This window comes from Kitasatospora sp. NPDC088264 (assembly GCF_040685715.1).
In the GTDB taxonomy this organism is placed as follows: domain Bacteria; phylum Actinomycetota; class Actinomycetes; order Streptomycetales; family Streptomycetaceae; genus Kitasatospora.
In genome coordinates, this window is the sequence record NZ_JBFBIR010000090.1 from 1 (window position 1) to 24697 (window position 24697).

General features: G+C 74.0%; 17 protein-coding genes. 10 read left to right on the forward strand and 7 right to left on the reverse strand.

The window, feature by feature from the left end; translation table 11 throughout:
- Positions 1-193: 193 nt before the first annotated feature.
- Entirely contained in the window at positions 194-1774 is a 1581-nt protein-coding gene (locus AB0O82_RS36090; RefSeq protein WP_363588861.1) for a hypothetical protein, read from the reverse strand.
- A gap of 153 nt (positions 1775-1927) precedes the next feature.
- The gene (locus tag AB0O82_RS36095) at positions 1928-3346 is read right to left on the reverse strand and encodes a hypothetical protein (protein ID WP_363588863.1); all 1419 of its coding nucleotides are present in this window, start codon (positions 3344-3346) and stop codon (positions 1928-1930) included.
- A 219-nt stretch (positions 3347-3565) separates the two neighbouring features.
- Between AB0O82_RS36095 and AB0O82_RS36100 the strand changes: the two genes are divergently transcribed.
- Positions 3566-4477: a LysR family transcriptional regulator gene (locus AB0O82_RS36100; RefSeq protein WP_363588865.1), complete on the forward strand. Its 912-nt coding sequence runs from the start codon at positions 3566-3568 to the stop codon at positions 4475-4477.
- 54 nt (positions 4478-4531) lie between these two features.
- On the opposite strand, the gene AB0O82_RS36105 is transcribed toward AB0O82_RS36100, so the two are convergent.
- The 4 genes from AB0O82_RS36105 to AB0O82_RS36120 all read right to left on the reverse strand — a co-directional run bounded on the left by AB0O82_RS36105 (position 4532) and on the right by AB0O82_RS36120 (position 9889).
- Positions 4532-5218, reverse strand: coding sequence for a TetR/AcrR family transcriptional regulator C-terminal domain-containing protein (locus AB0O82_RS36105; RefSeq protein WP_363588867.1), 687 nt, complete (start codon positions 5216-5218; stop codon positions 4532-4534).
- 58 nt (positions 5219-5276) lie between these two features.
- Positions 5277-6437 (reverse strand): NAD(P)/FAD-dependent oxidoreductase, encoded by a 1161-nt coding sequence (locus AB0O82_RS36110; protein WP_363588869.1) that lies wholly within the window; start codon positions 6435-6437, stop codon positions 5277-5279.
- Positions 6438-6860: 423 nt separating this feature from the next.
- Positions 6861-8597, reverse strand: a complete 1737-nt coding sequence (locus AB0O82_RS36115; RefSeq protein WP_363588871.1) for a serine/threonine-protein kinase — start codon at positions 8595-8597, stop codon at positions 6861-6863.
- A 146-nt stretch (positions 8598-8743) separates the two neighbouring features.
- Positions 8744-9889 carry a hypothetical protein gene (locus AB0O82_RS36120; protein WP_363588873.1) on the reverse strand — a complete coding sequence of 382 codons (1146 nt, stop codon included), beginning with the start codon at positions 9887-9889 and terminating at the stop codon, positions 8744-8746.
- 344 nt (positions 9890-10233) lie between these two features.
- Between AB0O82_RS36120 and AB0O82_RS36125 the strand changes: the two genes are divergently transcribed.
- The 5 genes from AB0O82_RS36125 (at position 10234) to pip (ending at position 15719) form a co-directional block, all read left to right on the forward strand.
- Positions 10234-10755 (forward strand): hypothetical protein, encoded by a 522-nt coding sequence (locus AB0O82_RS36125; RefSeq protein ID WP_363588875.1) that lies wholly within the window; start codon positions 10234-10236, stop codon positions 10753-10755.
- Positions 10756-10853: 98 nt separating this feature from the next.
- Complete coding sequence (locus AB0O82_RS36130; protein WP_363588877.1) at positions 10854-11783, forward strand: Gfo/Idh/MocA family oxidoreductase; 930 nt, start codon at positions 10854-10856, stop codon at positions 11781-11783.
- Between the two features lie 444 nt (positions 11784-12227).
- Positions 12228-14042: an endonuclease/exonuclease/phosphatase family protein gene (locus tag AB0O82_RS36135; RefSeq protein WP_363588892.1), complete on the forward strand. Its 1815-nt coding sequence runs from the start codon at positions 12228-12230 to the stop codon at positions 14040-14042.
- Positions 14043-14052: 10 nt separating this feature from the next.
- Entirely contained in the window at positions 14053-14664 is a 612-nt protein-coding gene (locus AB0O82_RS36140; RefSeq protein WP_363588879.1) for a GNAT family N-acetyltransferase, read from the forward strand.
- Between the two features lie 95 nt (positions 14665-14759).
- The gene (pip, locus tag AB0O82_RS36145; RefSeq protein WP_363588881.1) at positions 14760-15719 is read left to right on the forward strand and encodes a prolyl aminopeptidase; all 960 of its coding nucleotides are present in this window, start codon (positions 14760-14762) and stop codon (positions 15717-15719) included.
- Positions 15720-15776: 57 nt separating this feature from the next.
- Here pip and AB0O82_RS36150 read toward each other — a convergent pair whose 3' ends face one another.
- Positions 15777-17759 (reverse strand): S9 family peptidase, encoded by a 1983-nt coding sequence (locus AB0O82_RS36150; protein WP_363588883.1) that lies wholly within the window; start codon positions 17757-17759, stop codon positions 15777-15779.
- 223 nt (positions 17760-17982) lie between these two features.
- Here AB0O82_RS36150 and AB0O82_RS36155 point away from each other — a divergent pair, with 223 nt between their 5' ends.
- The 4 genes from AB0O82_RS36155 (at position 17983) to AB0O82_RS36170 (ending at position 24606) form a co-directional block, all read left to right on the forward strand.
- The gene (locus AB0O82_RS36155; RefSeq protein ID WP_363588885.1) at positions 17983-19719 is read left to right on the forward strand and encodes an acyclic terpene utilization AtuA family protein; all 1737 of its coding nucleotides are present in this window, start codon (positions 17983-17985) and stop codon (positions 19717-19719) included.
- On the forward strand, positions 19716-21314 hold the full coding sequence (locus tag AB0O82_RS36160; RefSeq protein WP_363588887.1) for a carboxyl transferase domain-containing protein: 1599 nt from the start codon (positions 19716-19718) through the stop codon (positions 21312-21314). Before AB0O82_RS36155 ends, AB0O82_RS36160 begins: the two co-directional genes overlap by 4 nt.
- A 66-nt stretch (positions 21315-21380) precedes the next feature.
- The gene (locus AB0O82_RS36165) at positions 21381-23405 is read left to right on the forward strand and encodes a biotin carboxylase N-terminal domain-containing protein (protein WP_363588888.1); all 2025 of its coding nucleotides are present in this window, start codon (positions 21381-21383) and stop codon (positions 23403-23405) included.
- A 13-nt stretch (positions 23406-23418) separates the two neighbouring features.
- The gene (locus AB0O82_RS36170) at positions 23419-24606 is read left to right on the forward strand and encodes an acyl-CoA dehydrogenase family protein (RefSeq protein WP_363588890.1); all 1188 of its coding nucleotides are present in this window, start codon (positions 23419-23421) and stop codon (positions 24604-24606) included.
- Positions 24607-24697: the final 91 nt, after the last annotated feature.

The window sequence follows — 24697 nt, forward strand, 5'->3', positions numbered from 1 at the left end:
AGAGTGGTGGCACCGGGAAGGCGGCGCGTCGGGCGCCCCGCCCCGGGTGGCGGATCCGTCCGCCCAGCCGGCAGATGAGGGGTCGGCGGGGCGGCCAACCATCTGCCCCACCCTCCCGCTTCGGGGGCGGGACGCCGGCCCGGCCGACGTCCCGCCCCCGTACGCGGTTCACGGTGCGGGCGGCGGTTGACGGTCAGTCGTCGCTGTCCTGGTCCTGGCCTTGGTCCTGGTCCTGGTCGTCGCCCTGGTCGTCGCCGTGGCCGTGGTGCGCGGTGGCGCGGGCGAAGACCTGGGAGTCGGTGCTCGCCGGGCCGCCGGGGCCGGCGAGCAGGTTGCCGCTGGTCGAGCTGAACACCACCGTGCGGCCGCGGGCGTCCACGACCGGGTCGGTCGAGGAGCCGTTGCCGAGCGAGCCGTCCGCGGCGGTGGCGACCCGCTCGGTGCGGCCGGTGCGCAGGTCGTGGCGGTAGACGTCCCAGCCCGGGTGCTGCGGGCCCGCCACCAGGTTGTCGGCGGCGGAGGCGAAGTAGACCCAGCGGTTGTCGGCGGTGATCCGGGCGTGGTCGGAGGAGCCGACCGAGGTGGTGCCGGGCAGGCCGCCGCTGATCTTCGTCACGGTGCCCTTCCTGAGGTCCCGGACGTACAGCACGGTGTGGAACCGGTGGCCGCCGGTCGACCCGCCGGGCTCGGGCAGGGCGTAGATCGCGCGCCGCCCGTCGGGGCTGATCGTCGCGTCGAAGCTCGGGGCGCCGAGCTTGCCGTCGAGGTCGAGGCTGGCGGCGGAGATCCGGCCGGACTCCACGTCGTAGGTGTAGTAGGGGGCGGTCACCGGCCGGGCCAGGTTCGGCTGGGCCAGGCCCTTCTGCGCGCTGTGGGGCAGGGCCGGGGCGATGCCCGGGGCCAGCTCCACGTCGGCGGGGGCGGCGGCGCCCCCGGCGGCCGGGGCGGGGGTCTGGTCGGCGGGCAGCAGGTTGCCGGCCATGGAGGTGAAGCCGATGGTGCGGCCGTCCGCGCTGATCGTCGGGTGGAGGGACATGCCGTCGCCCGGCTTGCCGTCCACGCCGCGGGTCACCAGCTTGGTCTTCCCCGTCCAGCGGTCGGTGACGTAGATGTTGTAGTCCCAGGTGTAGGGCCTGGCCAGCGAGGGGGCGTCGCCCTGGAGGTCGGGGACGAGGTCCTTCCGGCTGGAGCCGAAGACCACGTAGCGGCCGTTCGCGCTGATCGAGGGCGCGTAGGAGGCGTGGAACTTGTCGGTGTCGGTGCCGGTGAGCCCGCCGCTGATCAGCTCGGTGCGGCCGGTCCTCCGGTCGCGGACGTACACCTCGTCGCGCCCCTGGACCTGCATGCCGGGCACCACGTTCTCGGCGTCGCTGTCGAAGGCGACGTAGCGGCCGTCGGCGTTGATCGCGACGTTGTCGGTGAAGCCGTTCAGCGCGCTGCCGTCGGCGGCCAGGTTGATCCGCTCGGTGCGGCCGGTCCTCAGGTCGCGGACGTAGGCGTCGCGGGCGCTCTTCGCGGGCTGGGACACCAGGTTCGTGGCCCAGGAGGTGAACAGGGCGTAGCGGCCGTCGGCGCTGATCGCCTGGCTCCACGACTGGTTGTCCGGCGCGGCGCCGTTCACCCCCACGCTGACCTGGACGGTGCCGCGCGGCGCCCGGTGGGCCCGGTCGGCCTGGGCGGGTGCGGCGGTCACGGCGAGTACGGCGGTGGCCGCGAGAATGCTGCCGCCGCCGGCCAGCCACCGGTTGCGGGTGGTACGGGTGCTGCGTGTCATGACGTCTGCCTCCCCGGGGGTCGCCCGGCCGGGCTCCCTCCCGGCGACGGGCTTTCGGGAGAGCCAATCGTCGGGAGGGCCGGTGGTCAACGCCCACGGGTGATCTCGGCCGAAAATACGTCAACGGACGTATGCGGCAGGGGAGTCAGGACGTCACAGGCGGCGCAGGAAGACGTCCAGGAAGGTGTTGGAGTCACCCGGCACCAGGTCGCCGTCCGAGGCGTCGAAGATCACCGTGTCGCCGGTGGCGTCCACGTACGGGCCGTAGGAGGAGGCGGTGCTCTGCCCGCCGCTCCGGGTGAGGCTGATCCGCTCGATCCGCCCGGTCCACAGGTCGCGGCGGAAGATGTCGCTGGCGGAGTTGGTGTCGTCGGGGACGAGGTTCTCGGCGGCGGAGTCGAAGTAGACCCAGCGGTCGTCGAGCGTCATGACGCCACCGGAGGAGGACCACTTGGCGGTGGTGCCCGGCAGGTCGGTGTTGACCTTGGTGATCTTGCCGGTGGCCAGCTCGTGGACGTACACGTCCATCCGGATGCCGTGGGCCGGGGCGGGCGCCCCGCCGATGAAGACCGGGAGGCTGTAGATCGCGTAGCGGCCGTCCGGGCTGATCCGGCCGTCGCGGCCGCCGTCGCTCAGCGCCCCGGTGCCGTCCAGGCTGGCGCCGGCGATCTTGCCGGTGCCGGCCTTCCAGACGTAGTACGGGTAGAACTTGGGCCCGGCCAGCTGGGGTGACCCGGCGCCGGGGGCGGTATCGGCGCCGGTGGCCGGGTCGGTGGCCGGGTCGGCGGCCGGGGCCGGGGTGCCCGGGAGCAGGTTTCCGGCCCGGGAGCCGAAACCGACGGTCGAGCCGTCCGCACTGATCGTCGGGCTGAAGGAGTTGTTGTCGGCGCCCTCGCCCTCCGTGCCGGAGGTGACCAGCCGGGTGGTGTGGGTCCAGCGGTCGGTGACGTAGATGTTGTTCTTGCCGCGCTTCACGCCCGGGGCGAGGTCGGTGCGGCTGGAGGCGTAGGCGACGAAGCGGCCGTCCCAGCTGAGGGTGGGGCTGTCGGCGGTGCGGATGCTCTGGTCGTCGGTGCTCGCCGAGCCGGGGGCGGTGATCAGCTCGGTGCGGCCGGTCCAGCGGTCGCGGACGAAGACGTCGTTGCCGTGCTTCGGCTGGCCGGGCAGCACGTTGGTGGCGGCGGTGCTGAACGCCACGTACCGGCCGTCGCCGCTGATCGAGGCCTGGTTGGTGGCGGCGTCCAGCTTGGAGCCGTCGGCGGCGACGCTGACCCGCTCGACGTGCCCGTTGCGCAGGTCCCGCACGTAGACCTCGTCCGAGTTCGGGGTGCCGGCCCCGGGCAGCAGGTTGGTCGCGGTCGAGGTGAACAGCGCGGAGCGGCCGTCGGCGCTCAGCCCGAGCGCGGACGAGGTGCCGTCGAGCTGCTCGCCCTTGGGCCCCTCGCTCACCCGGGAGGTGTCGCCCTTGAGCGGCCGGGCCTCGGCGGCTGGCATCGCGGCCCCGGCCACGGCGGCGGCCACCAGGACGCCGGCGGTGCGGGCCAGCCAACGGCGGGTTCGTGCGGTGGTCATGGAGATCCTCCCCTGATGACGGCGCCGGGCCCTCGTCACCCCCGCGGCCCGGCTCGGGAAGAGCCAATCGTCGCCCGGGCCGGGTGGTCAACCGGGCGAAGCGATCTCGTCCGGAAATACGCCACCGGTCGTATCGCCCCTTACGCGGAACCGGGCCCGGACCCCGCCCCGGCTCCGGGCCCGGTCCGGCTGACCCCGGCACGCTGGCAGAATTGGCCTGTGATCGACGCCCGACGGCTGCGGACCCTGCGGGCCGTGGTGGACCACCGCACCGTGACCGCCGCGGCGGCTGCCCTCTACCTGACCCCTTCCGCCGTCTCCCAGCAGCTGGCCGCCCTGGAACAGGAGACCGGCCACCACCTGCTCGCCCGCGAGGGCCGGGGGGTGCGGCTGACCGCCGCCGGGGAGATCCTGCTGGGCCACGCCGACGCCGTGCTCGCCCAGCTGGAGCGCGCCGAGGCCGACCTCGCCGCCTACAGCGCGGGCGTCTCCGGCGAGGTGACCGTCGCCTCCTTCGCCACCGGCATCGCGCTCGTCCTCGCCCCGGCGATCGGGCTGCTGGCCGCGCAGGCGCCCGGGGTGCGGCTCAAGGTGCTGGACGCGGAGGGCGACGCCAGCCTGCCGATGGTCCTCGACGGCCGGGCCGACCTCGCGGTGGCCGTCGAGTACCGGGGCGCCCCGCGCGCCGACGACGCCCGGCTCACCCGCGTCCCGCTGTACGCCGAGCCGTTCGAGGCGGTGCTGCCGCTCGGCCACCCGCTGGCCGCCGACCGCGGTCCGCTCGCCGTCGCGGCCCTGGCCGACGAACGGTGGATCGGCCCCTACCCGGGCAACCCCTGCCACGACGTCGTCCTGCTCGCCTGCGAGCACGCCGGCTTCCAGCCGCGCCTGGTGCACTCCTCCGACGACTTCCGGGCCGTCGTCGCCCTCGCCTCGGCGGGCGCCGGCGTCGCCCTCGTGCCGCGCTCGGCGCTGCGCGGCGTCGACCTCGGCCGGATCGCCGTCCGGCCGGTGGACAGCGAACTCGCCACCCGCCGGGTCTTCGCTGCCGTCCGGGCCGGCGCCGACGGGCACCCGCTGATCCGCCCGGTGCTGGACGCCCTCGCCGAGGCGGCCGCGGCGGGCGCCTGAGGGTCCGAGGTCGGGTGGGTCCGAGCTCGGGCGGGGCGCGGTGGGCGGCTGGGGTCAGGCGGGTCGGGGCGTCGTGCGCGTGCCGTTGACGACCGCCCGGAACATCCAGGACAGCCGGTCCTCCGGCGCCCCGGAGACCAGGTCGTCCCCGAGCGCGGCGATCCTCGGGTAGGTGGCGGCGGGCGCCGCGCGGAGCGCGTCGGTGAGCGCGGCCTGTTCCCGCTCCGCCTGCTCGCCCTGCCGGGCGGACTGCTCGGCGGCGGTGGCGGTGGCCACCTGGAGCAGCACGTCCACGCCCCAGGCCGCCTGCCCGTCCGGCACCCCGCCCTCGTGCAGCAGTGCCAGGACCGCCTCCACCAGGGCCAGGTAGTGCGGCCCGGACGGCCTCGCCACCAGTGCGGCGTGGGCGAGCGCCGGGTGCCGGAGCAGCACCCCGGTGCAGGAGTCGAGGACGGCGGCCAACCGCTCGCGCCAGTCCCCGGCCGCCGTCACCGGGCTCAGGTCCACCTCCCCGAGGTACTCCTCCAGGATCGCGGCGTGCAGTTCCGCGGCGTTGGCCACGTACACGTACAGCGAGGCCGGCCCGGTGTCCAGCTCCTGGGCCAGCCGCCGCATGGTCACCCGTGGCAGGCCCTCCGCCTCCAGCACCCGTACGGCGGCGGCGACGATCGCCTCGTGGCTCAGCGCGGGCTTCGCCGGCCGCTCGCGGCGGCTGCGGGGTCGGGAGGGGGAGCTCGTCATACCGGCCAGCCTAGCGACCGTGTTCGTGACGAACTAGTTCGCCGAAACGGCGCCGCCGCTACCGGCCGGCCGGCGGGGCGGGCTGGTTCGGGGCGGCGAACTGGTCGAGCAGGCCCTGGAGGCCGTCGGGGCCGAACATCAGCTCCAGGCTGGCGGCGGAGGCGGCGGCCGAGGCCTCGCTGCGGGGGAAGAGGGCGCGCTCGTAGGTGGTCAGGGCGGCCTCGGGGTCGCCGGGGTGGTGGGCGAGGGCCTTGCCGAGTTCGGCGCCGTCGAGCATGGCGAGGTTGGCGCCCTCGCCGGCGAACGGGGACATCAGGTGGGCGGCGTCGCCGAGCAGGGTGACGCCGGGGGTGCGGTCCCAGCGGTGGCCGACGGGCAGGGCGTGGATCCGGCGCGGGACCAGGTCGCCGTCGGCGTCGGCGAGCAGGGCCCGCAGGCCGTCGGCCCAGCCGTCGAAGCCGGCCAGCACGGCCGCCTTGGCGGTGTCGGGGGCGGTGGTGTCGATGCCGTCCAGCCAGTCCTCGCCGGCCCGGACGGCGGTGTAGACGTGGATGCTGCCGTCGCCCTCGCGGTGGGCGAGGAAGCCGCGACCCTCGGCCACGGAGAGGAAGAACCCGCCGCCGACCAGGGCGGCCGCCTCGGGGTGCCGGGTGTCCGCGTCGTGCAGGTCGGCCTCGACGAAGGAGATCCCGGTGTAGGTGGGCCGGGCGTCGGACAGCAGTGGCCGGATCCGGGACCACGCGCCGTCCGCCCCGACCAGCAGGTCCGTGGTGACGGCCGTGCCGTCGGCGAAGGCGACCTGGTGGCGGCCGTCGCCCAGCGCGTGGGCGCGGACCACCTTCCGGCCCCAGCGGACGGTGCCGGCGGGCAGGGAGTCCAGCAGCAGGTCGCGCAGGCGGCCCCGGTCGACCTCGGGGCGGCCGCCGGTGCCGTCGTCCTCCTGCTCCAACCGGACGGCGCCGTCCGGTCCCACCACCCGCAGGGCCTCGCCGCCCGCGTGGACCAGGGCCAGGAACCGGTCGTGCAGCCCGGCGTCGTGCAGGGCCTGCTGGCCGGAGTCGTCGTGGATGTCGAGCAGGCCGCCCTGGGTGCGGGCCTCGGGTGAGGGCTCCAGGTCGAAGACGGCGGCCCGGATGCCGTGGACGTGCAGGACCCGGGCGAGCACGAGGCCCCCGAGCCCGGCTCCGATGACGGCGACGGGAACGTGCTGGACGGTCATGGCCACTCCTTGGGTCGGTGTCGGTCCGTGTCGGTCCGTGTCGGTCGGCGTGGGTTCGCCTCCCGTTCCTCCACGGTAACGAACATGTTCGTAACGAACAAGTTCGTCTCCTGGAGCGGCCTACCGGACAACCGGGATCCCCCCGGACGGGAGCGTGAGAACTTCACGATCCGGACGTGGCGGGATCACTGGCGCGCCGCGAGACGAGGCGGGCAGACTCGGTGCCGGAGAACCAGCTGACGGGAGGCCGTCGCCCTGGTCCACCCCTCGCAACTGCCCGGCCCCGGCGTCCCCGGCGTGCCCGCGTACGTCGCCGACCACCCGCTCCCCGACACCACCCGCGCCGCCATCGACCGCACCAACTCCGCCCGGCTCTTCGCCGGGGCGGCGTTCCTCAAGTAGTGGCCGAAGGCCGTGGGGACCTCACTCCACGATCAGGTACCGCTGCGCGCTCGCCCCGCTGGCGCAGGTCCCGCCGTCGCAGCCGCCCTTGGCCTCGGTGAACGCGCTCCAGACGTAGATCCCGGGCGAGGGCGGGGTGTACAGGTAGGTCGACGCGTCCTGCCAGGGCATGTTCTGCCAGGTCCCGTCGGGCGACAGCACCGAGGCGTGGGAGGAGAAGCCGCTCGCCGTCCAGCTCAGCGAGACCGGCCGGCCGGCCTTGGCCACGGTCTGGTCCGCCGGGGCCAGCAGGCGGGGGACGGCCGGGGTGTCGTGCCCGGGGTCGGGCGTCGAGGAGCCCTTCGCCCTGACGAACAGGAACCGGTCCTCGGACCACGCGCTGCCGGTCTGTCCTTCGGCGGCGTTCGCGGTGCTCGCCTCCCACCGGTACAGCCCGGCGGCGGTGGGAGTGAACGTGCAGGCGGCGGAGCTCAGCCAGGCGGTGTAGCGGGGGGCGTCGTCGCCCAGCCCGGTGAAGACGCGCGACATCGCGGCGGCGTGGTCCCAGCTGAGCGTGACCGACTGGCCGAGCTCGATGACCGTCCGGTCGGCGGGCCCGGTGGGCTCGGGCGGGTGCGGAGTTCCCGCGGGCACGCTGGTCACCCTGGCCGGGGGCGCGGAGTCGGCCGGGGCGCCGCCGGACGGGAAGCAGTCCGGCGGCCCGGAGCCGCCGGTCATCACGAAGAGGCGGACGCAGACGGCGGCGGCGACGAGCACGAGGGCGAGCGGCACCGGCAGCCAGCGGAGCCGGTGCTTCCCGCCACCGGGCGGCGGGGCGTCGGGAGCCTGCCGGAGCTCGGTGACCGCCGTACGGGTGCGGTCGTTCGGGCCGTTCGGTGGCCCGATCGGCGGGGGTCCGGGGTGGGCCGGAGCCGCCCGCCGCTGCGCCGGAAGCCACGCCCCGGCGGGTGCGTCGTGCGCGGCCGGCCCGAACAGGTCCAGCAACTCGGCGGGGGTGGGCCGGTCGGCGGGATCGCGCGCCAGACAGGCGGCGATCGCCGGGCGCAGGGCCTGCGGGACGCCGCCGAGATCCGGCTCGGTGTGCAGGACCCGGTAGAGCATCACCTGCGCTGCACCGTGCCCGAACGGCGCGCACCCGGCAGCGTGGCAGAGCACGTGGCCGAGGCTGAACACGTCACAGGCCGGCCCGATCGCGCCGCCCGCGATCTGCTCAGGCGCCATGTAGCCGGGCGTGCCGACGACGACCTGGGTCCGGGTGATCGCGGTCCCGTCCAGCGCGCGGGCGATCCCGAAGTCGATGACGCGCGGCCCGTCGTCGGCGAGCAGCACGTTCGACGGCTTGAGGTCCCGGTGGATCAGGCCGACGGCGTGGATGGCGTCCAGCGCCTCGGCCAGCCCCGCCCCGAGGACGCGCAACGACGCTTCCGGCAGCGGGCCGTGGGCGGCGACCGCCTCGGCCAGGGACGGCCCCGGAACGTAGGCGGTGACCAGCCACGGCGGGTCACCGCCCGGGTCGGCGTCGACGACCTGGGCGGTGTGGAACCCGCCGACCCGCCGTACGGCCTCCAGCTCGTGGGCGAAGCGTCGCCGGAACTCCGGGTCGGCGGCGAGCTCCCGGTGCACGCACTTGACGGCGACCAGCCGACCGCCCGGCGAACGCCCGAGGTACACCACGCCCATCCCGCCGCTGCCCAGGCGCCCGAGCAGCCGGTACCGGCCGCCGACCGTCGTCGGGTCAGTGGCTCGTAACGCCTCCACGACACCCCCGGTGGGCCACCGCGCAGCAGCCGGTCCCGTCGACCGGACCCCCCGTGACGAACCCTCGCCTCATCCCAGCGCGTCGCGCGCGGGGCTGTCAATGCCGGCCGCCGAACACTCGGCGACCGGCGCCCCGGCGCGCGGCGTCAGATGCGCAGGGTCCGCAGGAAGCAGCCCGTGGCCGAGTCGCAGCCGGTGACGTAGAGCGAGTGGCCGTCCGGCCCGACGGAGAGGGCGTGCACGCGCCACTCGGGGACGGAGAGGGACACGCTCTGGTCGAACCGGTTCTCGCCCGGCACGAACGTGTACAGCGGGGTGGGGAGCCTGTACTCGGGGCCGCCGAGCAGGTAGACGCGACTGCCGTCGGCGTTCATCGCCGGGTGGTGGTACTCGAAGTAGCCGGAGCCGTACTTCATGAGGTAGCGCACCGTGTCCGTGCCCGTGTCGAGCCCGATGCCCACGGAGTAGGTGCGGACCGACCCGAGCGCGAGCAGGAAGGAGCCGTCCGGGGAGAGCGCCAGCTCGTCCTTGGCCCCGGGGTCGACGACCGTGGTGGTGCCGAGTCCGGTCCCGATGTCGAGGCGCAGCAGGTCGAGGTTGGTGCCCGCGTAGAGGTAGTTGCCGTCGGGCAGGACGGCGAGATCGTTGACCGTGTGGCCGGTGACCGCCGTCTGGTCGATGAACTCCTGGTCGCCGGTGGAGAATTCCAGGATCCGGCCCGGCTCCTCCTGCCCGGCGGGGCCTGAGGGACCGGACTGCCCGACGTAGAGGGTCTCGCCGTCCGGGTCGGTGGCCAGACTGGTCGCCGCGCCCGGGGTCCAGCCCGCCGGGAGCTGCTGCTCCGGCGCGGCGACGCGGGCCTTGACCGTGTTGGTCGCGGTGTCGATGACGTAGACGGCGGAGCCGACTCCGACGTACAGCCGGTGGCCGTCCGGGCTGAGGGCAGGCCGCCCGTAGGGTGCCGGGTCGCCGAGCGGGAGGCGGGCCGTCACCGTGCCGGTCTGCGTGTCGACGGTGGACAGGTACACGCCCTGGCGCCCGCCGACCACGTCCGTCAGCACGAGGTAGACCGTTCGGCCGTCCGGACTGACCGCCTCGGTGACCTTCTCCCAGGTGAATTCCGCGATCCGGACGGCCCCCGGCACGCCGACGACGGGGCCGTCGGGAACGCCGGAGGGGGCCGCCCCCGAGGCCCCCGAGACGCCCGCCCCGCCGAGCAGCAGCGCCATCGCCGTCGCCGCCGAGACGGCCCAGCGGGATCCGCGCCGTAACGCGCTTGCCGAGGTCCTCATCATGTCCTCCCCTTGTCGGCCGGTGCGCCGCGCCGGGCACCGGATGGATCGAAGCCTAGGTGATTCCATTGCCATCGAATGGGACAACTATTAAGTGGTGAAGGAGGGTTGGAAGATCCGGCAGTGGCTGGTGGGGTGTGCGGCGCCGGCCTGCCGGGACCGTCGTGCCCACCGGAAACCGTTCGACCGCCGTGCTTCCACCGCGAGCCGGTGGGAGGTCAACTGGCGCCCACCACCGGGTGAGTCCGTCTCCGTCGAATGAGAGAATCACCCCGGCCCGCGAATTCCGGCCCGCGAATTCCATTCCATGCGGCCGGAGTTACGACCCACCAAAGGAATCGCAGATGACCGACCTGCCGGCGCCCGCTCCCTTCACCACCGAGGACACCCTGTTCGGCGAGATCACCGTCCGCATCGAAGGCCAGCACCGGGTGACCGTCTCCGGGGATCGGATCCCCACCGCCGTCCTGGAGCGCGACCCGGGCAGCGAGCCGGACCCGCAGATCGCCATCGGCACCCGCGACACCGCCCACCTGACGCTGACCGTCGACGGCTCGCCGGTGCCGCTGCGGCCGGGCCGGGGCAAGCTCCGCCGGAAGTCCTACCGGGTCGAGACCACGTACGACGGCGCCGTCCACGTCCTCGTCCCGGACTCCATCCCCAGCAGCCGGCTCATGCGCGACGGCAAGCGCCTCGGCGACTTCTCCTGCGACGGCGACCAGATCGTCATCGTGGAGTGGCGGGACGGCGCCCCCGCCCGCCCCGCCGACGCCGCGATCGGGTACGTCCTCGCCTCCGCCTTCGGCACGGGCGGGCAGCCCACCTGGATGCTGGTGGTCGAAGGGGTCGCCGCCCTCATCCCCTGAGCCGCCGGGCCGGTCGCTCGCCGGCCCGGCGCCGTTGCGCGGGAGCGGGCGAATAGGGTGGGGCGGATGGTTTTCGGCGCATGAGTATGGAGATTCGTATGAGCTCGACCTCTGTTCCTGACGGCCTGCTCCCGGTCGGGGTGATCGGTCTCGGTGACATTGCGCAGAAGGCGTATCTGCCGGTCCTGGGCGGGTTGCCGGCGCTGGACCTGCGGTTGATGACCAGGGACGGGGCGAAGCTGGACCGGATCGGTGACGCGCACCGGATTGCGCCGGAGAATCGCTTCACCGATCTCGGGGAGTTGATCGGGAGCGGGATCCGGGCGGCGTTCGTGCACGCCGCGACCAGCCAGCACGTTCCGATCGTGGAGCAGCTGCTGACGGCCGGTGTCGACGTCTACGTCGACAAGCCGCTCGACTACACCGTCGACGGTGCCCGCCGGCTCGTCGACCTCGCCGACCGGACGGGCCGCTCGCTGATGGTCGGCTTCAACCGCCGGCACGCGCCCGGCTACGCCCAGGCCAAGGAGCGCCCCCGCGACCTGATCGTCCTGCAGAAGAACCGCGAGGGCCTCGCCGAGGCCGCCCGCTCCCTGGTGTTCGACGACTTCATCCACGTCGTCGACACCCTGCGCTTCCTGGCCCCCGGCGAGATCGAGCACGTCGACGTCCGCGCCCGCGTCCGGGACGGGCTGGTCGAGCACGTCGTCCTGACCCTCGGCGGGGACGGCTTCACGGCGCTCGGCATCATGAACCGGCTCTCCGGCTCGACGGAGGAGATCCTGGAGGTCTCCGGCGCCGACTCCAAGCGGGCGGTGCACAACCTCGCCGAGGTGATCGACCACCGCGGCCAGCCCACCGTCCGCCGGCGTGGTGACTGGGTGTCCGTCGCCCGCCAGCGCGGCATCGAGCAGTGCGTGCTGTCCTTCCTGGACGCCGTCCGGGCCGGCAAGACCCTGGACGCGCACGACGCGCTGCGCACCCACGAGCTGTGCGAGCTGATCGTGGAGCGGATCGAGGCGGGCTGAGGGGACGTCGAGGCAGGTTGAAGGAGCGGGCTGAAGGACCGGGCTGAAGGGACGGGGATAGGAGCGGGGGTAGGAGCAGGGGCAGGGGCGGACGCCGAAGCGGAACCAGAAGTTCACTGACGGGGTCTTGTCGCGTCATTTTCTACGCGCGTATCTTGGGGTCGCCGCGGGGGACGGGTGACCGGCTTCCGCTTCATCTACGCGGGTAGCGCGTGCCATGGGCACGCCGCCTGACCGTCACGGCCCGGCGGCCGCAGACCCGCCGGGTGGACGACGCGCCCTGTGCCCCGCTCCACCCTCGACCGCCGTGCCACGACCGTGCCGCACGACGGAGCTAGGAGTCATGCCCCGGTGACCACCGCCCCCGCTCCCCGCCCCCGCCGGGCCCTGCTGCGCGCCGCGATCCTCCCGGCCGGACTGGCCGCCTCGCTGGTGCTCGTCCCGCTGCCGGCCGCGAACGCCGCGCCCACCGCCGCGAACGCCGCCACGAACGCGGCGAACGCCGCCGCCCCGGCCGGGCCGACCGAGGCCGGACCGCTGCGCATCCACGACATCCAGGGCACCACCCGGATCTCCCCGCAGGCCGGGAAGCCCGTCACCGGCGTGCCCGGCGTCGTCACCGGCGTGCGCGCCTACGGCAGCGCCAAGGGCTTCTGGATGCAGGACCCGAACCCCGACGCCGACCCGGCCACCAGCGAGGGCATCTTCGTCTACACCGGCGGCAACCCGACCGTGAAGGCCGGCGACTCGGTCCTGGTCAGCGGCACGGTCACCGAGTACTACCCGAACTTCGCGGGCGGCTCGCAGTCCGTCACCGAGCTCACCGGCCCCGCCGTCACCGTGCTGTCCTCCGGCAACCCGCTGCCGGCCCCGGTGGTCGTCGACACCCGCAACATCCCCGGCACCTACGCCCCGCCGGCGCCCGAGGGCGGCAGCATCGACGCGCTGCCGCTCGACCCGGAGAAGTACGCCCTGGACTTCTACGAGTCGCTGGAGGGCATGCTCGTCCAGGTCAAGGACGTCCGGGTGATACAGGCGACGGACAAGTACAACGAGCTGTGGGTCGCCGCCGACCGGCAGGACCAGCGCAGCAAGCGCGGCGGCGTGCTGTACGAGTCGTACGCGGAGCCCAACGTGGGCCGCCTGATGGTGCAGCAGCAGGCGGCGGTCACCCCGCAGCAGCCGTTCCCGGTGGCCAACGTGGGCGACGTGCTGACCGGCACCACCACCGGCCCGCTGGACTACAACCAGTTCGGCGGCTACACCCTCGTCGCCGGCACCCTGGGCACGCTCCAGGACAACCACCTCCAGCGCGAGGTCACCGCCAAGGCGGCCGACCGCGAACTCGCCATCGCCACGTACAACGTGGAGAACCTGGCCCCCGGCAACCCGGACGCCAAGTTCGCCGAGCTGGCCCAGGGCATCGTCACCAACCTGCGCTCGCCCGACATCGTCGCCCTGGAGGAGATCCAGGACAACAACGGCGCCAAGAACGACGGCACGGTCGACGCGAGCCAGACCGTCGCCAAGTTCATCGCCGCGATCAAGGCGGCCGGCGGCCCGGCGTACGACTGGCGCTCGATCGACCCGCAGGACGGCAAGGACGGCGGCGAGCCGGGCGGCAACATCCGGCAGGTGTTCCTGTTCAACCCGCAGCGGGTCTCCTTCACCGACATCCCCGGCGGCGCCGCCACCAGCGCCGTGGACGTCGCCGGCAGCGGCGCCACCACCGCGCTGACCGCCTCGCCCGGCCGGATCGCCCCGGCCGACGACGCGTGGACCAACAGCCGCAAGCCGCTGGTCGGGCAGTTCTCCTTCCGCGGCAAGAAGGTCTTCGTCATCGCCAACCACTTCAACAGCAAGGGCGGCGACCAGGGCATCGACAGCCGCTTCCAGGCCCCCACCCGCAGCTCCGAGGTGCAGCGGGTCAAGCAGGCCACCATCGAGCAGGCCTTCGTCGCCAAGCTGCTGGCCGCCGACAAGGAGGCGCGCGTCGTCTCGCTCGGCGACTTCAACGACTACCAGTTCTCGCCCGCGCTGGCCGCGCTCACCAAGGACGGCGTGCTGCGCGACCTGGTGAACGAACTGCCGGAGACCGAGCAGTACTCGTACGTCTACCAGGGCAACTCGCAGGTGCTGGACCACATCCTGGTCAGCCCCGAGGTCGGCTACGCCAAGTACGACGTGGTGCACATCAACGCCGAGTTCGCCCAGCAGGCCAGCGACCACGACCCGCAGGTGGTCCGCATCAAGCCCTGAGCGTCAAGCCGTGACCGGTCTGCATCAGGCCCTGACCTGCGGCTATGCTGCCTTCGCCGGAGGTGACCACCGCCGGCGAAGGCGGCTGCGGCAGTGGGGGTCGGAGAGCATGCGGTACCGGATCGAGCGGATGGGGACCGAGGACTGGCAGCGCCTGCGGAAGGTGCGGCTGGCCCAGCTCCTCGACTTCCCGATGGCCTTCGGCGAGACCCACGCCGCGGCGCAGGCCCTGGGCGAGGCCGACTGGCGGGCCCGGACGGCCCGGGTGAACGAGCCGGGCAGCGTCGGCCTGGTGGCCGTCGACCCGGACGGCGAATGGGTCGGCACGATGCTCTCCGTCCCCGACCGGGACCAGGCCGCGACCGCCGTCCTGATCGGCGTCTGGGTGGCCCCGGAACACCGCGGCCGCGAACGCGGCGTGACGGACGCCCTGCTGGACGCCGCCACCGACTGGGCCCGCACCGAGGGCGGCGCCAAGCGGATGCTGCTCGGCGTGCACGAGGCGAACGCCCGCGCCGCCGCCTTCTACCTGCGCCGAGGCTTCACCTACACCGGCGGGGAGACCCCGTACGGGCTCGACCCGCAGGCCCGCATCCTGGAGATGGCCCTCCCGCTGGACTGAAACGCCCTGAGGCCGGCCGAACGGCCGTTCCCACGAAGCGGGTTGGGCGGAAAAGCGCGGGCCCCGAGCGCGCCCGCGCCCTAGGATCGACGGTCATGGTTGATCTCTATCCTCCGACGAGTCCCTACGGCCACGGTTTCCTCGACACCGGAGACGGCAACCGGGTCTACTACGAGCAGCTCGGCAACCCCGAGGGCAAGCCCGTCCTCTACGTCCACGGCGGCCCCGGCGCGGGGACGCCGGACCGGCCCACCCGGGCGTGGGATCCGGAGTGCTACCGCGTGATCCGCTACGACCAGCGCAACTGCGGCCGCAGCACCCCGCACGCCGGCGACCCGGCGGCGGACATGAGCCTGAACACCACGCAGCACCTGATCGACGACATGGAGCGGCTGCGCGAACACCTCGGCATCGAGCGGTGGTTGCTGAACGGTGCCTCCTGGGGTTCGACCCTCCTGCTGGCCTACGCGCAGCAGCACCCCGAGCGGGTCAGCGAGATCATCATCCAGGCGGTGACGACGACCCGCCGGGCCGAGACCGACTGGCTCTACCGGGGCGCCGGGTCCTTCTACCCCGAGGCGTGGGACCGGTTCCGCGAGGGCGTGCCCGAGGACGAGCGGGACGGCGACCTGCTCGCCGCCTACGCGCGGCTGATGGAGAACCCCGACCGGGCGGTCCGGGCGAAGGCCGCCGCCGGCTGGCTCGCCTGGGAGGACGCGGTCATCTCGAACGAGCCCAACGGCTCTCCCGGCATGTACAGCGCCCGGGAGGTCGACGAGCAGATCGCGTTCGTCCGGATCTGCGCCCACTTCTTCAGCAACGGCGCCTGGCTGGAGGAGGACCAACTGCTGCGCAACGCCCACAGGCTGGCCGGGATCCCGGCGGTGCTGGTGCACGGCCGGCACGACATGGGCTGCCCGGTGCAGACGGCCTGGGAGCTGGCGAAGGCGTGGCCGGGCGCGAGGCTGCACATCTCCGAGGACTCGGGGCACATCGGCAGCGAGGAGATGAAGAACACCGTCCGGGAGGCCATCGAGGAGTTCAAGCACCGCTGATCCTGCTCGGGTTCCGCCACTCGTCGATCACGACTCGATGCCCTCCCGGGTGCGGGCTCACAGCCAGCGGTCGTACCAGGCGCGGATGCGCCGGAGGGCGTCGAGTTGATGGGCGCGCTCGTGGAGCCCGTGGCCCTCTCGGGGGTAGACGACGAACTCGTGTTCGACGCCGAAGTGGCGCAGTGCGCGATGGAAGTGGACGGCCTGGCCGAGGGGGACGTTGGTGTCCTGCTCGCCGTGCAGGATCAGGACCGGGGTGCGGATCCGGGACGCGTAGGAGATCGGGCTGTTCCGGTCGTGGAGGTGCGGTCCCGGCCCGCTCCAGCCGGTGCTGCCGCCGAGCGCCGCGTCCATGGCTCCCCACTCGCCGGTCCCGGCCTGCATGCCCCAGTCGGTGATGCCCGCGCCCATCATGGCGGCCTTGAACCGCCCGGTCTGGCCGATGGCCCAGGCCGCCATGAAACCGCCGTGGCTCCAGCCGGAGATGCCCAGGCGTTCGGGATCGGCGACTCCCTCGGCGACCAGCAGGTCGATCCCGGCGAGGATGTCGGTCCACTCGGCGCCGCCCACCGCGCCCGCCACCACGGCGGCGAATTCATGGCCGTGGCCCGACCCGCCCCGGGGATTGGGCAGGAAGACCGCGTATCCGGCGGTAGCCAGCCACTGGCCGCAGTCGACCGCGGTGAGCGTGAACTCGTCGGCATGGCGGAAGTAGGGACCGCCGTGGACCATGGTGACGAGCGGGAACGGGCCCTGGCCCCGAGTCCGGCCGGCCGGCAGGATCAGCAGGCCGTCCAACTGGAGTCCGTCGGACGCCTGGTAGCCGAGCCGTTCCTGGGTACCCCAGCGGATCCCGCGCAGTTCGGGGCTGGTGTCGCTGAGCCGGAGCAGTGGCCCGCCCGTGGGGCCCGCGTGGACGTTCCTGGGCTCGCGCGCGGTGCTCAGCAGCACGGCGAGGGTCGCTCCGGAGCGACTCGCAGTGAGCCCGGCGAGCGTGCCGGGCGTGCCTGGCGTGCCGGGCGCGCAGGACAACCGGTGGAACCGCAGCGACTGCGGATCGAGCCGGTACAGCGCGGTGTCCAGCCCGTCGGCGAACAGCGCCAGCGGCGGCCCGTCGGCGACCTGCACCAGCTCGGTGGGGCAGGCGGACATGCCGACCGTGAGATCGCGCTGTTCGACGGTCGGGCCGGTCGCCGGCGGCACGGTGTCGATCACGGCGAGCGCGCCGACCAAGTGCCCGGGGGTCACCGCCAGGTGGGCCAGATGCCATTCACCGTCGTGATGCCACCAGACCGGGGACCGGGCCTCGAATCCGACCGGGCCCAGGTCCTGGACGGCTCCCGTCTCCGGGGCGACCAGGTGCAGTCCTGCCGTCGTGACGCCGGGGTCGAGCTCGGGGGTGGCCCAGCTCAGCACGGCCAGCGGGCCGCCGTCCGGACGCTGGGCCACCTCCACGACATGGCGGTCTCCGAGGCCGTCCACGGTGCGGACCACGCCGGTCGCCAGGTCGAGCAGGCGCAGCCGGGTGGCGGGGAGGTGCTGGCCCCAGACCTTCGCGTCGTCACCCTCGGCCTCCCGGCGTTCGTCCTCCGGGGTGGGCTCGTCCTCGGCGAGCAGCGCCACGGTGCGGCCGTCGGCGAGCGGGTAGTGGTCGCAGATGCCCCCGCGCCACCTGGTCAGGGGCTCCGCCCGGGCGATGTCCCCGCTGCCGTCCAGAAGGATCCGCCGGAGTTGAGCGGTGCCCCGCTCCTCGCGGTCGGAGGTGAGAAACAGAGAAGCCGAGTCCGGCGCCCACTTCGGGGCGGCGGCGCGGGCCGTGCCGTCGGTCAGCCCGCGCGGGGCGGCGCTGCCATCGGCGGCGGCGACCCAGACCGAGCTGTGCGGGCGTCCGTCCCTTCCACTGTTCGCGACCACGCCGTAGGCGACCAGGCGACCGTCCGGCGAGATGGCCGGCGCCGCGGGGGCGGCCATGTCCACCACCAGTTCCGCGGTGAGCGGGTCGGTCGACTCGGGAGTCGGTCGCGGTGCGGGATGCGGCATGCAGGCTGCCTTTCACTCGCCAGTACGACGGACGGACATCGTGTCGCACCGACGGGCCGGTGTCAGTCGGGTTTCGGAGAATCGGGCCGTACGCGGCCCTGTCGAGTGCGGCCACCGGCTCGAAACAAGCAGGCGTGATTGCTTTTTTTCGCGCCCGGTGCCACGCTGCTGCCCGGCGGCGCTCGTGTGGGGGCGTCGCCAACCCGTCGGCAGGGGAGGCGCTTTGGCGCGCGAACGCTCGGTACTGCGGGTCGGCAACGCCTCGGGGTTCTACGGGGACCGCTTCGCGGCGGTGCGGGAGATGCTCACCGGCGGGCCGCTGGACGTGCTCACCGGGGACTACCTGGCGGAGCTGACCATGCTCATCCTGGCCCGGGACCGCCTGAAGGACCCGTCCCTCGGCTACGCCCGGACGTTCCTGCGGCAGATGGAGGAGTGCCTCGGCCTGGCGCAGGAGCGCGGGGTGAGGATCGTGGTGAACGCGGGCGGGCTGAATCCGGCCCGGCTCGCCGCCGAACTGCGGAACCTGGCGCAGCGCCAGGGCCTCGCGGTGGCCGTCGCCCACGTCGAGGGGGACGACCTGCTGCCGCGCAGGAGCGAACTCGGCTTGCCTGACGGCCTGTTGGCCGCGAACGCCTACCTCGGCGGCTTCGGGGTGGCGGCCTGCCTGGCCGCGGGCGCCGAGGTGGTGGTCACCGGGCGGGTCACCGACGCGGCGCTGGTCGCCGGGCCCGCGATCGCCCACTTCGGCTGGACGGCGGCGGACTTCGACGCCCTCGCCGGGGCGGTGGTCGCCGGGCACGTGCTGGAGTGCGGCGCCCAGGCGACGGGCGGGAACTACGCGTTCTTCCGCGAGCACGACGTCACCCGCCCGGGCTTCCCGATCGCCGAACTGCACGCCGACGGCTCCAGCGTGATCACCAAGCACCCGGGCACCGGCGGCGCCGTCACCGCGGGCACCGTCACCGCCCAACTCCTCTACGAGACGGGCGGTGCGCGCTACCTGGGCCCGGACGTCACCGCCCGGCTGGACACCGTGCGGCTCGCCGAGGAGGGGCCGGACCGGGTCCGGATCGACGGGGTACGCGGCGAGGCGCCGCCGCCCACGCTGAAGGTGGGCCTGAACCGGCTCGGCGGCCACCGCAACGAGGTGGTGTTCGTCCTCACCGGCCTCGACATCGAAGCCAAGGCCGACCTGGTGCGGCGGCAGTTCCTGGACGCCCTGCCGCCCGCCGCCCGGCCCGCCGAACTGCGCTGGACGCTCGCCCGGACCGACCACCCGGACGCCGGCACCGAGGAGGCCGCCTCCGCCCTGCTCCGGCTCACCGCCCGCGACCCGGACCAGGCCAAGGTCGGGCGCGAACTGGGCAAGGCCGCCGTGGAGTTGGGGTTGGCCGGTTACCCGGGCTTCCACCTCACCGCGCCGCCAGGCCCCGGCGCGCCGTACGGGGTGTTCGCCGCCGCGTACGTCGACGCCGAGGCCGTCGAGCACACCGCCGTGCTACCGGACGGCCGCCGGCTCGCCGTCCCGCCGGCCCTGGTGACGAGCCGACCTGCTGAGACCTCCGAAGAGCCAGCGCTCCCCGCAGTACTCCCAACTGCACTCCCCGCAGAACCCCCCGCCGGCCCGCGTCGCCGCGCCCCGCTCGGCCTGGTGGCCGGCGCCCGCAGCGGCGACAAGGGCGGCGACGCCAACCTCGGCGTCTGGGCCCGCTCCGAGGCGGGATGGCGCTGGCTCGCCCACACCCTCACCGTCGACAAGCTGCGCGAACTCCTGCCCGAGACCGCCGACTTGCCCGTCACCCGGCACCTGCTCCCGAACCTGCGCGCGGTCAACTTCACCCTCACCGGCCTGCTCGGCGAAGGCGTCGCCGCCCAGCACCGCTTCGACCCGCAGGCCAAGGCCCTCGGGGAGTGGCTGCGCTCCCGCCACCTCGACATCCCGGAGGCCCTGCTGTGACCGTGCTGCCCACCCGCGTCGACCCGGCCGGGCCCGAGTACGCCGAGTACCGCGCCGCGATGCTCGCCAAGCTCGCCGGGCTGGACGCCGAGCACGCCAAGGCGCTGGCCGGCGGCGGCCCCAAGTACGTGGACCGCCACCGCGCCCGCGGCAAGCTGCTGCCGCGCGAGCGGATCGAGCTGCTGGTCGACCCGGACTCGCCGTTCCTGGAGCTCTCGCCGCTGGCCGCCTGGGGCAGCGACTACCCGGTGGGCGCGGCGCTGGTCACCGGCATCGGCGTGATCGAGGGCGTGGAGTGCCTGATCACCGCCAACGACCCGACCGTGCGCGGCGGCGCCAGCAACCCGTGGACCCTGCGCAAGGCCCTGCGCGCCAACGAGATCGCGTTCGACAACCGCCTCCCGGTGGTGAACCTGGTCGAGTCCGGCGGGGCCGACCTGCCCAGCCAGAAGGAGATCTTCATCCCCGGCGGCGCGCTGTTCCGCGACCTCACCCGGCTCTCCGCCGCCGGAATCCCCACCGTGGCCGTGGTGTTCGGCAATTCGACGGCCGGCGGCGCCTACGTCCCCGGCATGTCGGACCACACCGTGCTGGTCAGGGAGCGCGCCAAGGTGTTCCTCGGCGGCCCGCCGCTGGTCAGGATGGCCACCGGTGAGGAGGCCGACGACGAGTCGCTCGGCGGCGCCGAGATGCACGCCCGCACCTCCGGCCTGGCCGACCACTTCGCGGCGGACGAGGCGGACGCGCTGCGGCTGGCCCGCCGGATCGTCGCCCGGCTGGACCACCGCAAACCGGGCCCGTCGCCGGACCGGCTCGCCGAGCCGCCGAAGTACGACGAGGAGGAGCTGCTGGGCATCGTCCCGGGCGACCTCAAGGTGCCCTTCGACCCGCGCGAGGTGATCGCCCGGATCGTCGACGGCTCCGACTTCGACGAGTTCAAGCCGCTCTACGGCACCAGCCTGGCCACCGGCTGGGCCCGGCTGCACGGCTACCCGGTCGGCGTGCTGGCCAACGCGCAGGGCGTGCTGTTCAGCCCGGAGTCCCAGAAGGCCGCCCAGTTCATCCAGTTGGCGAACCAGCGGGACATCCCGCTGCTGTTTCTGCACAACACCACCGGCTACATGGTCGGCCGGGCGTACGAGCAGGGCGGCATCATCAAGCACGGCGCGATGATGATCAACGCCGTCGCCAACTCCCGGGTGCCGCACCTGTCGGTGCTGATCGGCGCGTCCTACGGCGCCGGCCACTACGGCATGTGCGGGCGGGCGTACGAGCCGCGCTTCCTGTTCGCCTGGCCGAGCGCCAAGTCCGCGGTGATGGGCCCGCAGCAGCTCGCCGGGGTGCTGTCGATCGTCGCCCGGCAGTCGGCCGCCGCGAAGGGGCAGCCGTACGACGAGGACGCGGACGCGGCGATCCGCGCCATGGTCGAGCAGCAGATCGAGGCCGAGTCGCTGCCGGTCTTCCTGTCCGGGCGGCTGTACGACGACGGCGTGATCGACCCGCGCGACACCCGTACGGTGCTCGGCCTGTGCCTGTCCGCGATCCACAACGCGCCGGTCGAGGGCGCGCGCGGCTACGGCGTCTTCCGGATGTGAGACCGAACTGTTCGACCGAGCTGCGAGACCGAGCTGCGAGACGGAGCTGTGAGGGGCACCCGAGACATGATCACCAACCTGCTGGTCGCCAACCGTGGCGAGATCGCCCGCCGGGTCTTCCGCACCTGCCGGGCCCTGGGCGTCGCGACCACCGCCGTCCACTCCGACCCGGACGCCGGGGCCGCGCACGTCCGTGAGGCCGACGCGGCCGTGCGGCTGCCCGGCGCCGCGCCCGCCGACACCTACCTGCGCGCCGACCTGATCGTCCGCGCCGCGCTGGCGGCGGGCGCGGACGCCGTCCACCCCGGGTACGGATTCCTGTCGGAGGACGCCGGGTTCGCGCAGGCCGTGCTGGACGCCGGGCTGGTCTGGGTCGGCCCGCCGCCGGCCGCGATCGCCGCGATGGGCTCCAAGACGGCCGCCAAGCGGCTGATGGCCGAGGCCGGGGTGCCCGTGCTGGACGCCCTGACCGACCCCACCGAGGTCGACCTGCCGCTCCTGGTCAAGGCGGCGGCGGGTGGCGGCGGACGCGGCATGCGGGTGGTGCGCACGCTCGCGGAGCTCCCCGGCGAACTGGCCGCCGCCCGCGCCGAGGCGGCGAAGGCCTTCGGCTCGGACGAGGTGTTCTGCGAGCGCTACCTGCCCGCCGGGCGGCACGTCGAGGTCCAGCTGCTGGCCGACGCGCACGGCACGGTCTGGGCGGTCGGCGACCGCGACTGCTCGCTCCAGCGGCGGCACCAGAAGGTGATCGAGGAGGCCCCGGCCCCCGGCCTGCCCGAGGCGGTGCGCGCCGGGCTGCACGCGGCGGCCGTCAGCGCCGCCCGGGCGATCGGCTACACCGGTGCCGGTACGGCCGAGTTCATGCTCGGCGAGGACGGCCGGTTCCACTTCCTGGAGATGAACACCCGCCTCCAGGTCGAGCACCCGGTCACCGAGGCGGTCACCGGACTGGACCTGGTGGCGCTCCAACTCGCCGTCGCCGAGGGGGAGCGGCTGCCCGGGCCGGTCCCGCCGCCCGCCACCGGCTGCGCGATCGAGGCCCGGCTGTACGCGGAGGACCCGGCGAAGGACTGGCAGCCCGCCACCGGCACCCTGCACCGCCTCGAACTCACCGTGCCGCACCAGGAGTTCGGCGGCCGGGGTGTCCGGCTGGACTCCGGCGTGGCGGCCGGCGACGAGATCACCCCGCACTACGACGCGATGCTCGCCAAGGTGATCGCCTGGGCGCCGACCCGCGCCGCCGCCGCCCGCCGGCTGGCCGACGCGCTCGCCCGCGCAGAGGTCCACGGGCCCGCAACCAACCGGGAGTTGCTGGTCCGCGCGCTGCGGCACCCGGCCTTCCTGGCCGCACGCCTGCACACCGGCTTCCTGGCCGAGCACGCGGCCGAACTCACCGCCCCGGACGGCAGGGAGACCGCGCGCGCCGCCCTGGCCGCCGCCCTCGCCGACGCCGCCGCCCGGCGCACCGGGCCGCACGGCGCACTGCCGTCGGGCTGGCGCAACCTGCCCTCGCAGTCGCAGTCCAAGCGCTACCGCACCGACGACGGCGCAGAGTTGGAGGTCCGATACCGCCTCACCCGGGACGGCCTGCGGGCCGACGACCACCCGCGGACGGAGCTCCTGGACGCCTCGCCCGAGCAGGTCACGCTGCGCGAGGGCGCCGTCCGGCGCGGCCACCGCGTCGCGCGCTACGGCGACCGGGTGTACGTCGACACCCCGAACGGCGGCATCGCGCTCACCGCCCTGCCGCGCTTCCCCGACCCCGCCGCCCGGGCGGACCCGGGCGCGCTGCTCGCCCCGATGCCCGGCACCGTCGTGCGCACCACCGCCGCCGTCGGCGACACCGTCACCGCCGGTCAGCCGCTGCTCGTCCTGGAGGCGATGAAGATGGAGCACCGCGTCACCGCCCCCGCCGACGGCGTCCTGGTCGAACTCCACGCCGCCCCCGGCCGGCAGGTCGAACTCGGCACCCTGCTCGCCGTCGTGCAGCCCGAGGCCGGTCCCGCCGCCGAGCCCACTGCAACAGCCGCCGTCCAGCCCGCCGCCGAGCCGACCGCACCAGCCGCCGTCCAGCCCGCCGCAGAAGCCTGAGGAAGGACCCCGCATGTCCACCATCGGCAGTCAGCTCATCGAGACCACAGAACGCCGGGCCCTGCGCCAGGCCGTCGGCGACCTCGGCCGCCGCTACGGCTCCGCCTACTACATGGCCAAGGCCCGGGCCGGCGAGCCCGCCGACGAGCTGTGGGCGGACGCGGGCAAGGCCGGCTACCTCGGCGTGAACCTGCCCGCCGAGTACGGCGGCGGGGGCGGCGGCATCACCGATCTGGCCATCGTGCTGGAGGAGTTGGGCTCGGCCGGCTGCCCGCTGCTGCTGCTCATCGTCTCCCCGGCGATCTGCGGCACCGTGATCGCCCGCTTCGGCACCGAGGAGCAGAAGCAGCGCTGGCTGCCCGGACTCGCCGACGGCAGCCGCAAGATGGCCTTCGGCATCACCGAGCCGGACGCCGGCTCCAACGCGCACCGGATCTCCACCGTCGCCCGCCGGGACGGCGGGGACTGGCTGCTGACCGGCCGCAAGGTGTTCGTCTCCGGCATCGACCACTGCGACGCCGTGCTGTTCGTCGCCCGCACCGAGACCGCGGACGCCGGAGGGGGGCGCACCGGCAGGCTCAAGCCCTGTCTGTTCATCGTCCCGCGCGACGCCGCCGGCTTCGAGTACCGGGCGATACCGATGGAACTCGTCGCCCCCGAGAAGCAGTTCCAGGTCTTCCTGGACGACGTCCGGCTGCCCGCCGACGCCCTGGTCGGCGACGAGGACGCCGGCCTGTTGCAACTGTTCGCGGGCCTCAACCCCGAGCGCGTGCTGACCGCCGCGTTCTCCCTCGGCCTGGCCCGCCAGGCCCTCGGCAAGGCCGTCGAGTACGCGAAGACCCGCACCGTCTGGTCCACCCCGATCGGCGCCCACCAGGGCCTGGCTCACCCGCTGGCCCAGTGCGCGGTGGAGATCGAGCTGGCCCGGCTGATGACCCAGAAGGCCGGGCTGCTCTACGACGCGGGGGAGGACCTGGCCGCCGGGGAGGCCGCCAACATGGCCAAGTACGCGGCCGGCGAGGCCGCCGCCCGTACCGTCGATCAGGCGGTGCAGACGCTGGGCGGCAACGGCCTCACCCAGGAGTACGGGCTGGGCGCGCTGCTGGCCGCCACCCGGGTCGGCCGGGTCGCCCCGGTCAGCCGCGAGATGGTGCTCAACTACGTCGCCCAGCACACCCTCGGCCTCCCGAAGTCCTATTAGGTTCTGTCCGCGCGATCATGAGCGGAGCCAGATGGCCAGTGCGGCGACCGTGACTGTGCCGAGAAAGACGTACACGCGTTTGTCGTACCTG

Bases quoted from the DNA above. Each gene is read 5' to 3' on its own strand.
- AB0O82_RS36170 (WP_363588890.1), top strand. From the start codon at position 23,419: ATGTCCACCATCGGCAGTCAGCTCATCGAGACCACAGAACGCCGGGCC.
- AB0O82_RS36120 (WP_363588873.1), bottom strand. From the start codon at position 9,889: ATGAGGACCTCGGCAAGCGCGTTACGGCGCGGATCCCGCTGGGCCGTC.
- AB0O82_RS36125 (WP_363588875.1), top strand. From the start codon at position 10,234: ATGACCGACCTGCCGGCGCCCGCTCCCTTCACCACCGAGGACACCCTG.
- AB0O82_RS36130 (WP_363588877.1), top strand. From the start codon at position 10,854: ATGAGCTCGACCTCTGTTCCTGACGGCCTGCTCCCGGTCGGGGTGATC.
- AB0O82_RS36095 (WP_363588863.1), bottom strand. From the start codon at position 3,346: ATGACCACCGCACGAACCCGCCGTTGGCTGGCCCGCACCGCCGGCGTC.
- AB0O82_RS36165 (WP_363588888.1), top strand. From the start codon at position 21,381: ATGATCACCAACCTGCTGGTCGCCAACCGTGGCGAGATCGCCCGCCGG.
- AB0O82_RS36105 (WP_363588867.1), bottom strand. From the start codon at position 5,218: ATGACGAGCTCCCCCTCCCGACCCCGCAGCCGCCGCGAGCGGCCGGCG.
- AB0O82_RS36090 (WP_363588861.1), bottom strand. From the start codon at position 1,774: ATGACACGCAGCACCCGTACCACCCGCAACCGGTGGCTGGCCGGCGGC.
- AB0O82_RS36150 (WP_363588883.1), bottom strand. From the start codon at position 17,759: ATGCCGCATCCCGCACCGCGACCGACTCCCGAGTCGACCGACCCGCTC.
- pip (WP_363588881.1), top strand. From the start codon at position 14,760: ATGGTTGATCTCTATCCTCCGACGAGTCCCTACGGCCACGGTTTCCTC.
- AB0O82_RS36110 (WP_363588869.1), bottom strand. From the start codon at position 6,437: ATGACCGTCCAGCACGTTCCCGTCGCCGTCATCGGAGCCGGGCTCGGG.